14 protein-coding genes are annotated in these 12,371 nt (G+C 48.1%); 1 reads left to right on the top strand and 13 read right to left on the bottom strand.

The genetic code is table 11. From position 1 onward, the window contains the following. Positions 1–2: 2 nt before the first annotated feature. Genes xseA through truB form a run of 6 tightly spaced genes read right to left on the bottom strand, consistent with a single transcriptional unit; the run spans position 3 to position 4,818 of the window. Positions 3–1,325 (bottom strand): exodeoxyribonuclease VII large subunit, encoded by a 1,323-nt coding sequence (xseA, locus tag HNQ47_RS08580; RefSeq protein WP_183328988.1) that lies wholly within the window; start codon positions 1,323–1,325, stop codon positions 3–5. After that, positions 1,322–1,696: a transcription antitermination factor NusB gene (gene nusB, locus HNQ47_RS08575; RefSeq protein WP_183328987.1), complete on the bottom strand. Its 375-nt coding sequence runs from the start codon at positions 1,694–1,696 to the stop codon at positions 1,322–1,324. Before nusB ends, xseA begins: the two co-directional genes overlap by 4 nt. Positions 1,697–1,706: 10 nt before the next feature. Further along, positions 1,707–2,594 carry a 5'-nucleotidase gene (locus HNQ47_RS08570; protein WP_183328986.1) on the bottom strand — a complete coding sequence of 296 codons (888 nt, stop codon included), beginning with the start codon at positions 2,592–2,594 and terminating at the stop codon, positions 1,707–1,709. A 38-nt stretch (positions 2,595–2,632) separates the two neighbouring features. Next, positions 2,633–2,962, bottom strand: coding sequence for an Asp23/Gls24 family envelope stress response protein (locus HNQ47_RS08565; RefSeq protein ID WP_183328985.1), 330 nt, complete (start codon positions 2,960–2,962; stop codon positions 2,633–2,635). A 60-nt stretch (positions 2,963–3,022) separates the two neighbouring features. Beyond that, entirely contained in the window at positions 3,023–4,006 is a 984-nt protein-coding gene (gene ribF / locus HNQ47_RS08560) for a riboflavin biosynthesis protein RibF (protein ID WP_183328984.1), read from the bottom strand. Next, positions 4,006–4,818, bottom strand: a complete 813-nt coding sequence (truB, locus tag HNQ47_RS08555; protein ID WP_183328983.1) for a tRNA pseudouridine(55) synthase TruB — start codon at positions 4,816–4,818, stop codon at positions 4,006–4,008. The genes ribF and truB overlap by 1 nt, the downstream gene beginning before the upstream one ends. Before the next feature lie 57 nt (positions 4,819–4,875). On the opposite strand from truB, the gene HNQ47_RS08550 reads away from it, so the two are divergent. Then, positions 4,876–5,610, top strand: a complete 735-nt coding sequence (locus tag HNQ47_RS08550) for a tRNA 2-thiocytidine biosynthesis TtcA family protein (protein WP_183328982.1) — start codon at positions 4,876–4,878, stop codon at positions 5,608–5,610. Here the strand turns inward: HNQ47_RS08550 and HNQ47_RS08545 are convergent. The 7 genes from HNQ47_RS08545 to rlmN are packed head-to-tail and all read right to left on the bottom strand — an operon-like array spanning position 5,577 to position 12,366. Continuing rightward, complete coding sequence (locus HNQ47_RS08545; RefSeq protein ID WP_183328981.1) at positions 5,577–6,767, bottom strand: DUF308 domain-containing protein; 1,191 nt, start codon at positions 6,765–6,767, stop codon at positions 5,577–5,579. The two genes, HNQ47_RS08550 and HNQ47_RS08545, sit on opposite strands and share 34 nt — an antisense overlap. A 54-nt stretch (positions 6,768–6,821) precedes the next feature. After that, positions 6,822–7,427, bottom strand: coding sequence for a thiamine diphosphokinase (locus HNQ47_RS08540; RefSeq protein WP_183328980.1), 606 nt, complete (start codon positions 7,425–7,427; stop codon positions 6,822–6,824). Next, on the bottom strand, positions 7,424–8,080 hold the full coding sequence (gene rpe / locus HNQ47_RS08535; RefSeq protein WP_183328979.1) for a ribulose-phosphate 3-epimerase: 657 nt from the start codon (positions 8,078–8,080) through the stop codon (positions 7,424–7,426). Before rpe ends, HNQ47_RS08540 begins: the two co-directional genes overlap by 4 nt. Beyond that, positions 8,077–8,916, bottom strand: coding sequence for a ribosome small subunit-dependent GTPase A (gene rsgA, locus HNQ47_RS08530; protein ID WP_183328978.1), 840 nt, complete (start codon positions 8,914–8,916; stop codon positions 8,077–8,079). Before rsgA ends, rpe begins: the two co-directional genes overlap by 4 nt. Position 8,917: 1 nt before the next feature. After that, entirely contained in the window at positions 8,918–10,579 is a 1,662-nt protein-coding gene (gene pknB, locus HNQ47_RS08525; protein ID WP_183328977.1) for a Stk1 family PASTA domain-containing Ser/Thr kinase, read from the bottom strand. 3 nt (positions 10,580–10,582) lie between these two features. Beyond that, the gene (locus HNQ47_RS08520; RefSeq protein WP_221248087.1) at positions 10,583–11,323 is read right to left on the bottom strand and encodes a Stp1/IreP family PP2C-type Ser/Thr phosphatase; all 741 of its coding nucleotides are present in this window, start codon (positions 11,321–11,323) and stop codon (positions 10,583–10,585) included. Continuing rightward, positions 11,320–12,366, bottom strand: coding sequence for a dual-specificity RNA methyltransferase RlmN (gene rlmN / locus HNQ47_RS08515; protein WP_183328976.1), 1,047 nt, complete (start codon positions 12,364–12,366; stop codon positions 11,320–11,322). Before rlmN ends, HNQ47_RS08520 begins: the two co-directional genes overlap by 4 nt. Positions 12,367–12,371 lie beyond the last annotated feature (5 nt).

Below are 12,371 nucleotides of genomic sequence, written 5' to 3'. Positions count from 1 at the left end.
GTTTATCCTTTCTTGATGACAGTCGAAAGAATCGTACCATCCTTTACTTTGGTTTCCATCGAATCACCGGGATCGACATCCTGAATAGATCGGATGTACTGCCCGTTTTTGGCCGTGATCGTATAACCGCGGCTGATCGTTTTCAGCGGTGAATACGCATCCAACAGAGCGGCATAATGTTTCAGAGTATCGCGCTGCTGTCGGCGGTAATTTTTCATCGCTTCAGGGATCCGCTGTTGACCTTGCGCCAGATCCATCTTTCTTCCCTGCAGGAACCGGCGGATTTGTTCGCTCATCAGTTCCTGTTTGCGGACGATATCGATGCGTTTATCGAGAATATGTTCGTATTCCTGCTCCATCTGTGTCTGCAGGGCAGCCAGATGCAGCTGTTTATCGGCCGCCCATTTCATCGGATCACGTATATAAGGGTTATTTTTATATTGTTCCAGCTGACGTCTTCCTTGTCCAAGCCGGCTGCGCATCGCATGGACCATCGACTGCCGGCTTTTTTCCAGTCCGGCAAGCACTTCATATTGATTCCACGACACGAATTCCGCCGCCGCTGTCGGTGTTGCACACCGGACATCACAGACCATGTCACATAGTGTAAAATCTGGTTCATGTCCGACGCCGCTGACCGTATAGGTTTTTGTATCATAGATAGCTTTGACCAATTGTTCATCATTAAAACAGAACAAGTCTTCAAAACTGCCGCCGCCGCGCACGATCAAGATCGCATCATACCCCACTGGATCAGCTTTTTTCAGCTGGCGGATGATTTCCGGTGCCGCTTTATCGCCTTGCACAGCCGCAGGATATAAAGTGATCTTCATCATCGGCCAGCGTTTGGCAATGGTTTTGCGTACATCATGGATCACTTCCCCGTTGGCAGATGTGATCACCGCAATGTTTTCCATGTAGTCCGGCTTCGGCTTTTTATGGGCATCATCGAAATAACCGGCTTCCGTCAATTTCTTTTTGCGCCTTTCAAACTCCAGATACAATTGGCCCAAACCGCTCTGCCGGACCGATTTAATGACCAGCTGCAGTTTGCCGTTGGGATGATACACACTGATATCGGCTCGGACCAGCACTTTCATGCCGTCTTTCAGATCAAAATCAAGACGCCGTGCATTCCATTCATACATGATGCACGCCATCATGCCTTGTTCATCTTTTAATGAAAAATAATAATGTTTGTATTTTTTTAAGCCGGAAATTTCACCTTCGATCCAGACGGTATCCAGCGGCATGGTTTTTTCCAGCACCTTATCCAGCCGCCGTAAAACCGAGCTGACCGAAACGACCGGCAGATTCTCGCTCATAGACGATCCAAAACGCCGTTGATCAATTTATACGAATCATCATCACAATATTGCTTTGCCAAAGTCACAGCTTCATTGATGACGACGGCTTTCGGCGTTTCCACAGCTAGTATCTCTTCAAAAGAAATCAGCAGGATGGCCTGTTCCAGCACGCTCAGCCGGCTGAATTCCCAATCTTCGCGTAAATATTGGTTGATGGCCCGAATAAACGCGTATTCGTTCTCGACCGTACCCATGGTCAATGCATAGAGGAAGGAATCGATCTTATTGGAACCGACCGCTTCAAAGACACATTTGCGAATATCCCTATTCAGCAATAAATGTTGGTACATGCACTCCATGGCCGTTTTTCTCATTTCATGTCTGTTCATACGTTCCTTTCTAATCGGTGTTCAGCACCCGCGCGCTCGGCACGACCTCACTGGCCGGTTTTGCGTGCACATCCTGATCATCGAAGAAGATGTCCGCCTGAAAACTTTTCAGGACATCGGCTTTTTTTGCCCCTTGTAAAAAGAAGACCTCATCCACGATCACGTTCCACTGACGCAGTGTTTTGATGACCCGTTTGCCGGAGTCTTTGTCACGGGCAGTGACGATGGCCGTACGAAGAACGTTGTGGCCGGCACACTCTTTCTGCAGATGCGAAAGCTGAAAGAGGAACTTGGCCATCGGACCTTTTTTCATGGCATTGTTTTCGTTTTTGACTTCGTTTTCACGGAAAGCATCCAGTCCGTGCTGCTGGTAGATATTCTCCGAATCACCGGAAAACAAGACGGCATCGGCATCAAACGCGATCCGGATCGGATCGTCTGCGTTGGCCTGATAGCTGTCGTGCGGATAGATCAAACCGGCCGGAAAGCCGCTTTTCAAAGCCCGGTTGACATCTTCTTCCTTGCGGGAAAGAAACAGGTCGACGCCAAACGGCTCCAGATATCGGTCGATTGCTTCCCCTCCGCTCATGGCCATGCGATTGATATCCAATCCGTAATGATCGATCGAATTGATCATCCGCAAGGATGTCTCCGCGGAATTGCGCGACATGACGATCACTTCAACCATTTTTTTCTGCATTTTTTCATTGACGGCAAGCAGCTTTTTCACCAGCGGAAAACCAGCCCCCGGCTCGAGGATATCCTCTTCGTGTTCAAACTGATAATTGCGGTAGGCTTCCAGTCCTTCCTTTTCGAAAATCTGATTTTCTTTCTCTAAATTAAAAAGCGCCCGTGATGAAATACCCACCACCAACATTTGATCAAATGATACGCTCATCGTTTCCTCCTTAAAAAAAGGAAATCTTAAAAGATTTCCTAGAAAATGAAACTGACGACTTCGACTTCAATTGCCTGGGGCTTGAAACCGGTCATATAAGAAATACTTTCAAAGATCTTGTTCTGCAGTTTCGTGCAGGTATCCGCTACATTCGCTTTATAGTGTACTTTCACCGGAATGCGGATCGTCAGCTGGTTGTCCTTGATCTCCGTGGCAATACCGCCCCGGAACGGCTTGGTCCCTTCCACCAGCTGGATATTTTCTTCCTCCTGCATGGCATTGAGCGCTATGCTCGAAAATACCGATTTATTCAATCGAACCGTACCGTACTTGTTCTGCGGTTCCATTACTACATATTCCTCAGCCATTTTTTTCACCTACAATTCTTGCTTCTATTATAACAAACCCTTGTTATTTGGGAAAGTTTTTTATCTTTGCACATTCACAAAATTTTGTTTGACATCCCATAACCGTGCTGTGGTCCGAACCAGATCATCATTTTGTTTCAGCACGATACGTGAGTGATCAATATCATAGAACAATTGCTTCTGCAGCGCAGAAAAACTGTCAAATTTAATTTCATCTCGCATCTTTTTCAAAAAGTAGAAGCGTACTTCCTCACCATAGATATCCTCATTAAAATCATGCAAGTGGGCTTCGATCGTGACGGTTTCATTTTCGAACGTAGGATTGCTGCCGATGTTGATCATTGCACCGAACAGCCTCGTTCCCACTTTGACCATACCGGCATAAACACCAACAGCGGGCAATGCGTATTCCGGATGCATATTTAAATTTGCGGTCGGGATCTTCAGCAGATTCGTCCCCCGTTTATAGCCGTGCGCCACATGACCGCGTATCGAATAGACATAGCCCAATAAACGGGCTGCCTGCTCGACATCTCCGGCCATTACCAGCGGTTCGATCCGGCTGGAGGCGATCTTCCGATTGCCTTCATTGATACTGTCGATCACATGCACATCGAAATAAGGCTGTTGGATTAGGGTATCCGTGTTCCCAGAATTGTGCACAGCGTAATGGAAATCAAATCCGCAGACCAGAGAACGGATCTTCATGGTGTGCAGGACTTCATGAAAAGCATCGACCGGCAGCGCCGCAAATTCTCGACTGAATGTCAGAATATAAAACAAGTCAATATTCATGTGCTCGGCGATCTTGATCCGGTCGCTCAATGTGGTCAAATGAGTGATCTTCCGATCCGGATAAAATACCTTCCATGGATCGGGATCAAATGTCACGATGGAAGAAGCGATATTCTTTTCCTCAGCCAGTGCCGCTGCTTTTTTCATCAGTGTCTGATGACCTTTATGGATACCGTCAAAATAACCGATGCATCCTACGCTGCCCGGCAGCGCGGGCACATGCTTATAATTGATATGAACAACTTCCATTACCACAACCCCCTCTTACTGTGATATTGTCCGGGTGCCTCTTTTTCATACACAGCGATCGGTTCGCCGTTCTCATAGATGCAGACCAACGGCTCTTCCCGATCCAAATACAGGCGCTTACCCTGATAGACGGGCTGACAATCTTCTGGTTCGATCTTCGGCAAATGGTCAAGTACCTGAGCCATAGAATACAGCTTTGGTTCCTCTTCAATGGTCTGCGCCTGATCAATCGTAAAACGTCCTACCTGCACCCGCCGCAGACTTTTCATGCATGCCGCATTACCGGTTTTTTCGCCCAAATCGCGGCAGATGCTGCGGACATACGTTCCGGAAGAACAATGGATACGGAAAGTATCATCGTTCAGCGCCTGCACACTGTAAACTGTCACATCCTGATAAACATCCGGCACGGTAATACCTTTCCGTTGATATTCAAGCAGTTTGCGGCCTTTATACCGCTTATTGGATGTCATCGGAACCTTCTGATGCAGCGGCCCGACAAAAGACTGCAGGACTTCATTTAAGTCAAAATCGGTACGAACAGGCTTGGTTTCGATCACATTGCCCCAAATGTCATCCGTATCAGTGCGTTTTCCTAACTCAAATTGAGCGATATAGGTTTTATCGGTATCGGTCAGAAACTGCAGCGCTTTGGTCGCTTTGCCGCATAACACGACCAATACGCCAGTTGCTTCCGGATCCAGTGTGCCGGTATGACCGAATTTTTTTTGTCCGTATTTCCGCCGCAGGGCATTGATCACATCATGACTGGTCATGCCCTGGGGTTTGTCAATGATCAAAATTCCATCCATAGTTTCTATTTTATCGGTCTTTCTACGATTAGGCAACCAATGTGTTATAATCGAACCATGAAACTTAGACATATTTTAGGCGCTATCCAAAAAGCAGATACGGATTTCGGCATGATCGAAGATGGTGATAAGATCGCGGTCGCTTTTTCCGGCGGCAAAGATTCCATGCTTCTGTTTCTGGCTTTAAGTATCTATCAAAAATACAAAACGAAACACTTTTCTCTCTGCGGGATCCATGTCGATGTTGGCTTTGAAAACTTTGATCACCAGCCGATGATCGATTTTGCGGAACAATACAATTTAGATTTGATCATTGATCAAACCCGTATCTATGAAATTTTAAAAAAACATCCCAACCCCCGCGGACAGATCCAATGCAGCCTGTGCTCCAATTTAAAAAAAGGCGACCTGTTCCGGGCCGCTAAAGCGAATGGGTGCAATAAGGTTGCCTTCGGCCATCACGGCGATGATGCCGTAGAGACCCTGTTCATGAATATGATGTATGGCTCGAGGATCGCCACCTTTCAGCCGAAGCAATATATGTCCCGGCAGCAGATGGATCTGATCCGGCCGATGATCTATTTAAAAGAGCAGGACATTATCGAAGCCTGCCGCAAAAATCACATCACCGGTGTACGCCGCGTCTGTCCCAATGACGGCTTTACGCGCCGGCAGTACATCAAAGAAAAATTGAATGCATTCTATGCCGAGAATCCTGAAGCGCATGATAACTTTATTTCCAGTTTATCCAATATCGATCAAATCGAGCTCTGGAAATCTTCTGCCAAATAGACAGTCCGTGAAATGACCGGGCTGTTTTTCTTTGCGAATTCACTCTCCAGCCAGTCAAAATAAATTCCCGGCGACATGATCAGACGGAAATCCAGGATCGAAGCCTGCAGCTTTTTTAATGCCTGATCGACAAACAAGGCACAATTGCCGCCGAAGGCCCAGTATTTTTTAAAAATTCCCTGCGTAAATTTATAAAACTGCGCCCCGGTCCGCGCATAGACGCGGCAGGCATAGTCTTCTTTCAGTTTTTGTTCCCGGCCGGAGGCATCTGTTTCAAGCGGACAGTGCCACCGGACGGCAGCCGTTTTGAGCTTTTCGATTTCTGTCTGGATGGCCTTTTTCTGAGCGGCCGTGATCCGGATGCCGAACTCTACGATGGTATTCTTCTCTCCAACGATTATATTTTTCATATACGCTCGATACGGGGCCGTAAAAAAGATGCCGTCACCAAGAATCGATCCCAGTTTTGAAGCCGATCGATCATAATTTCCAAAACTGTAGACTATATTGTCCAGACAGAATGTAATGTGCCCGATTTTTTGAATGCCTTTTTCGCCGACATGGACCATGATCTTTAGATCTGGTTGTTCGTCACTCTTGCGGCGGTCGGCATCCGATCGGGTCCGGATAAAATGATGAATAAACCAGCTCGGCAGCCAGGCAGCCGCCAAAGCCGGCATGGCGATCCGCAGTTTCCGATGCCAATGATAGGCCGATTCAAAGATCTTACTTTGACGGGCATCGTGCAGATAACGGATCCCCAGCAAGATAAAATATAGACCGTAGATCTGCAGCACTTCATCCGCTGTATTGGGATGCGTCAGTGCGAACACACCGATGCTGAAGGCCGCTGCCGTATGGAAGAAAAAGAACAGCCCGCCGTCTGCATGATTCTTCCGGTTGATCAAAAACTGGACGGCTGAAAGCAGACCGCTGAATAAACAATAGCACCCGAATAAAAAGTGCAGCAAGCAGGCAGGAAACTGCTGATGAAACAAAATAAACACGGCGAATGCGGCAGAAACAGCGGCACCGACAAAATGGCCGCTTCCCTGCCCGCGGAAAAAACGCTGTCCCTGCAGACAGGCATGTACGATCAGGCCGAAAAAGAGTGCTTCACTGAACCAGCGAAACACCATCGTCGGAATAAAAATCATAAACATCCCCAATAAGAGAAATAAAAGACCGGATAAAAAGAATGTCATACCGAGCTACCTTTCATTCGAACAAATATACAATACCTTGCCCGCTTCTACGATGATCTGCCCTTCTTTGCCATCCAATGAGTTGGAAACCGTAAAAATATCCGAAGGGACGATCGATCGATGTTCAAGCGGATAGAGAAAGCCCCGCAGCGTAAGCACGGATGGTTCGACCGCAAAAAAGGAAACGTGCTTGACGGGCGTATCGACCCTATACGTACCTGGTCGCAGTATACGTACCATTTGGTCCCCATCCAAAATGGTCACCTGCGGATAGCGATACATCAATAAACGCAGGTTGGCGATCGTATGATCGATGCGGCCGTTCAGACCGCCTTCCAGGATCACATCGTCATAACCGTTTTCGATGCACAGACGGATCGCCAGTTCACTGTCAGTTTCATTTTTCATGACCGGATGCTGGTAGATCTTGACTGCCGCTTCGAGCATTTTAAACTGTGTTTCATCCATTGAATCAAAATCCCCGACAGCACATTTCATCGGCATTCTCTTATGAAGCAGCAGCAGGGCACCGGCATCAACTCCGATATAATCTGCCTCATCAAACGGTACGATCTCAGAGACCATCGGCGTGATCAAAACAGCACGTTTCATAAGATCGAATCAACTTGTTTGGCAATATCTGCCTTGAAAACGTAACTGCCGGCGACCAATGTATCACAGCCGGCTGCATACGCTTCTTTTGCGGTTGTTTCATTGATGCCGCCGTCGATCTCAATGCGGAAGGACAATCCTTTTTCCTGCCGTTTGGCATCCAGCCAGCGCACTTTTTCCAGCTGATCCGGCATAAATTTCTGACCGCCGAATCCCGGTTCCACGCTCATGATCAAAATGTAATCCACGATCGGCAGCAACGGTTCAAACTGCTTGATATCCGTTTTCGGTTTGACCACAAAACCCGCCTTGATCGACTGTGCATGCAGATCATCGATGATCTTCCGGATGTGTTCAATGTCATTTCCGACGGCTTCTGTATGGAACGTGATCCCGTCGGCACCGGCCTTGATGAAATCCGGAATATATTTTTCCGGATCCGAGATCATCAGGTGGACGTCCATAAATAAATCCGACATCTGATCAAAAGTATGCAGGATGATCGGACCAAACGTGATATTGGGAACAAAGTGACCGTCCATCACATCAAAATGCAGCCACTTGGCATTGGATTCATTCAATCCGCGGACTTGTTCCTTCAAATGTGTATAATCCAAGGAAAGGACCGATGGTGCTACGATATGTTCATTCATGAAAATTCCTCCCTAATTTGACGATAATCTTCATATAAGACCGGATTGATTTCACCGTTTTCTACCGCTTGTTTGACAGCACAGTCCGGTTCCTTCAAATGCCGGCAGTCGGAAAACCGGCACTTGCCCAGATAGGGCTGAAAATCTTTGATGACCTTATCCATCTCTGAAAGATCCAGCCTGGAAAAATCCAAGCTGGAAAAGCCTGGTGTATCCCCGACCCAGCCATCCAGGATCGGATGCAGCTGACAATAGCGGGTCGTGTGTTTTCCGCGGCCTAACGCTTTGGAGATTTCCTGCGTCTGCAGCTGGAAATCCGGATCCAGCCGATTGAGCAGCGAGCTTTTCCCGGCTCCTGACTGACCGCATAAAACGCTGATCTTTCCGGATAAGATCGTTTTCAGATCTTCATCATCACTGCCCGGATAGGAATAGACAACTGTATATCCTGCTTTTTCATACCAGGTAAACTGCTTTTCGGCATCTTTGTCATAGAGATCGACTTTTGTCACGCAGATGATCGGCTCTACATGGGCCAGAGAAATCAGAAAGATCAGGCGGTTGAGCAGGTGCTCCGAAAAATCCGGATCTTTCATACTGGTAACGATCAGCGCCTGATCGACATTTGCCATCGCCGGCCGCAGCAGCCGATTTTGCCGCGGCAGCACACGATGGATGCGGTACGAGCCTTCGATATATTCATACTCAACGTGATCGCCGACGACCGGCGCACCGTCCCGGCGCATTTTACCGCGCGGCGTGGCGATGATTTCTTCTTCCGCCGAATGGATCGTATACTGGTTAGAAATAATTTTTATGATCGTTCCTTGTTTCATATCAGTCATAATACAGCGTGACAACGCTGTCCGATCCTTCCTGTGTATACGTACTGCCGACCGACGGGCTGCTGTAAAGGACTTCGCCGGATCCGCTGCCGACCTGTTCCGTCACGACTGCAACGCCTTTGTCATTCAGCAGTTTCTTCGCTTTTGTGACATCCATTCCGATGATCTTCTCCGGGATCGTGATGGTCGGATAACGCGAAACCGTAAACTGAATGGTTTCACCGGCATCCGGATCGATCCGATCGCCTGCTTCCAGTTTTGACTGTTTCAGGATCACGCCAGGATTGGTATCCGAGGCATTCTTATACTTTACTTTGATCTTTACATTGACGTCGTCATCTTCAAATTCCTGTTTGACGTCAGCTAAATATAGTCCGGTATAATCTTTGATCAAATAACTTGGTCCTTTACTGACCGTCAATACGACCGTGTCTTCGGTAGAGACCACGTCACCGGCATCGTAATTGGTTTCGATCACATAACCTTTTTTGACACTGTCGCTGACTTTGCGTTTGATCTTATAGTGCGTGAAGTCGGATGCTTCAAGTTTTTCTTCGGCATCTGCCACTTTCATCTCGGTCACATCCGGCATGGTTTCATACCCGAGCATGCCGCTGAACCGCACCAGACCGGTCACCCAGGCCATCAAGAATAAGATGACCGCAATGATGATAGCGCAGATCGATATCGTAAGGATCGTCGCCCAGTTCCGCTGCTTTTTCGGTTTGCTTACGGGCCGATCATCGTACTCCACTTCCACATGCCCGTGCGAAACATCGACATTGGCGATCGGCCGATCATCGAACGTCAGCCGCTGCATATTCATATATTCCGGATCCAGACAATGTTCCAGATCATAAAGCATCAAGCCGGCGTTTTCATACCGGTCCGCCGGGTTTTTGGCAGTCGCTTTCAGAATGATGTTTTCCACGGACTGCGGGATCTCCGGGTTATAATCGCGCACAAAAGGCATCGGTTCCCGCAGATGTTTGACAGCGATTTCTGTCGGCGTATGTCCTTGAAAAGGCACGCTGCCGGTGAGCAATTCATAAAAAACGATGCCCAATGAATAGATATCCACCTGCGGCGTCGCTTCTTTGCCCTGGGCCGTTTCCGGCGCCAAATAATGCGCAGAACCCATGACCGCATTGTTCATGGTCAGCTGGACATTGTCATTGGCGATCGCGATGCCAAAATCCGTGATCTTGACCGTACCGTCATCCTTTACCAGCACATTCTGCGGTTTGATATCACGGTGAATAATATTGTGGGAATGCGCATCTTTGATCGCACTGGTCAGCTGGATCATAATATTCAGCGATTCGTGCAGATCGATGGAGCCGCGCCGTTTGATCATCTGTTTCAATGTCCGGCCGCGGATATATTCCATCACGATGTAATGCATGCCTTTGTATTCGCCGACATCATAGATATCGACGACGTTGGGATGTGATAAACGGCTGGCAGCACTGGCTTCCCGCTGGAACCGCACCAAGGTCATCGGGTCTTCGCTCATGCTGTCGCGCAGAATTTTTATCGCAACGACACGATTCAAAATCGTATCGCGCGCTTGATAAACATCCGCCATACCGCCTTGTCCGATCAATGAAAGGATCTCATAACGGTTGGCGACGATTTTGATTTCCGAATCCATTCGTTACTCCTTAACATTTTCCAAGACGATCACGGTACAGTTGTCATAGCCGCCGGCATTGTTGGCGCGGGCAATCAGCGCCTCGGTCTTAGTCTTGACATCGAGGTCTTGATTTTCAACAATGGCTTGTATATCATCATGTGCAACATAGCCATGCAGCCCATCACTGGAGATCAATAAATACTGGTATCCCGGATCGATTTTATGAATATCAATTTGAAAAACACGCCAGATTCCCAAGGCGTTGGTCAGCGTATTGCGCTGCACATGTGTTTTGGCTTCCTCAGGAGTGATCTGTCCGCTGCGCAAAAGACGTGCGACCACACTATGGTCTTCGCTCATCTGCACCAGACCTTCGGTGTAGTCCGCATAGATGCGGGAATCGCCGACATTAAAAATATAGGTCGAATCCCCGGTGATGATGGCACCGACACAAGTTGTGCCCATTCCCTTTTCATCGTCTGAATGCAGACCCTTATAGTAGATGGCATCGTTAGCTTTGTTCAATGTCGACTGGATCCAGTCGTTGACCTGCGAATCTTTCATGAATTCCGGCGCTTTTTCAAACGCTTCCTTCAAGGTCCGCACGGCGATCTTGCTGGCAACCTCTCCGCCGGCACTGCCGCCGATGCCGTCACAGACTGCTGCGATCCAGTCTTCGTGCGCATTCGAAAAGACGCAGAAGTCATCTTCGTTTTCTTTTCTCACACAGCCGATGTCTGTTTGTCCGAAAGCTTTGATCATTGTCCGTTCCCTTTCTTCATCTCTTTGATCCGTAACTGACCGCATGCCGCATCAATGTCATTGCCGTGTTCCTTACGAATCGTACAGCGAATGTTTTGTTTCATGAGCAAGTCGTAAAACACCATCGCTTTTTGACGGCTGACGCTGCGGAATTGATTTTCTTCCACCGCATTGTACGGAATTAAATTCACGTACGCATTCAGCCCCTTTAATAAACGCGCCAGCTGACGCGCATGTTCCGGACGGTTGTTCACCCCATCCAGTAAAATATATTCAAACGTCAGACGACGATTGTTGGTCTTCGTGTAGTAGTCAATGGCCTTCATCAGTTCCGCCAGCGGATAAGCACGGTTGACCGGCATCAGCTGACTGCGCAGCTTATCGTTGGGCGCATGCAGACTGACCGCCAGATTGTACTGTGTATGTGCATCCGCAAAATCGTAAATGCGCGGAACGATGCCGCAGGTGGAAATCGTGATGTGCCGGCTGCTGATGGCCAGACCGCGGTCATGGTTGACCGTCGACGTAAAGTTCATCACATTTTCATAATTATCAAACGGCTCCCCGGTGCCCATCACGACCACATGAGAAAGCCGTTCCTGCCGCTTATCCAATTCATTCTGCACGTACATCACCTGACCGACCATTTCACCAGATGTCAGATTGCGGATCTTCTTGGTCAGACCGCTGGCACAGAACGCACAGCCCATATTGCAGCCGACCTGACTGGAAACACAGATGCTGTTGCCGTAATCAAAGACCATCAAAACACTTTCCAATAACGCACCGTCATGCGTACGGAACAGAAATTTGGTCGTGCCGTCACGGGATACTTGCTGTTTGACCAATTCCAGCGGATTCAGTGCATATTGGTCCTTGAGCACTTCGCGTGTTTCTTTGCTCAGCGTGGTCATCTCGTCGATGGAACAGGCCCGATGGCGGTACAGCCATTCAAAGATCTGCTGTCCGCGGTAACCTTTCCAGCCATGATCTTCCGCCATTTCTTTCATTTGCTCAAAATTGAAGTCAAACAAACTTTGCACAAAGT

The organism is Catenisphaera adipataccumulans (assembly GCF_014202755.1).
GTDB classification, from domain to species: Bacteria; Bacillota_I; Bacilli_A; order Erysipelotrichales; family Erysipelotrichaceae; genus Catenisphaera; species Catenisphaera adipataccumulans.
This window is presented reverse-complemented; position numbering and strand designations above follow the sequence as displayed.

Excerpts from the sequence above, each read along its gene's own strand:
- ribF (WP_183328984.1), bottom strand. The coding sequence starts at position 4,006 with ATGGAAGTTGTTCATATCAATTATAAGCATGTGCCCGCGCTGCCGGGC.
- rsgA (WP_183328978.1), bottom strand. The coding sequence starts at position 8,916 with ATGAAACAAGGAACGATCATAAAAATTATTTCTAACCAGTATACGATC.
- HNQ47_RS08550 (WP_183328982.1), top strand. The coding sequence starts at position 4,876 with ATGAAACTTAGACATATTTTAGGCGCTATCCAAAAAGCAGATACGGAT.
- HNQ47_RS08540 (WP_183328980.1), bottom strand. The coding sequence starts at position 7,427 with ATGAAACGTGCTGTTTTGATCACGCCGATGGTCTCTGAGATCGTACCG.
- HNQ47_RS08565 (WP_183328985.1), bottom strand. The coding sequence starts at position 2,962 with ATGGCTGAGGAATATGTAGTAATGGAACCGCAGAACAAGTACGGTACG.
- HNQ47_RS08545 (WP_183328981.1), bottom strand. The coding sequence starts at position 6,767 with ATGATTTTTATTCCGACGATGGTGTTTCGCTGGTTCAGTGAAGCACTC.
- HNQ47_RS08570 (WP_183328986.1), bottom strand. The coding sequence starts at position 2,594 with ATGAGCGTATCATTTGATCAAATGTTGGTGGTGGGTATTTCATCACGG.
- rpe (WP_183328979.1), bottom strand. The coding sequence starts at position 8,080 with ATGAATGAACATATCGTAGCACCATCGGTCCTTTCCTTGGATTATACA.
- pknB (WP_183328977.1), bottom strand. The coding sequence starts at position 10,579 with ATGGATTCGGAAATCAAAATCGTCGCCAACCGTTATGAGATCCTTTCA.
- nusB (WP_183328987.1), bottom strand. The coding sequence starts at position 1,696 with ATGAACAGACATGAAATGAGAAAAACGGCCATGGAGTGCATGTACCAA.
- xseA (WP_183328988.1), bottom strand. The coding sequence starts at position 1,325 with ATGAGCGAGAATCTGCCGGTCGTTTCGGTCAGCTCGGTTTTACGGCGG.
- HNQ47_RS08520 (WP_221248087.1), bottom strand. The coding sequence starts at position 11,323 with ATGATCAAAGCTTTCGGACAAACAGACATCGGCTGTGTGAGAAAAGAA.
- truB (WP_183328983.1), bottom strand. The coding sequence starts at position 4,818 with ATGGATGGAATTTTGATCATTGACAAACCCCAGGGCATGACCAGTCAT.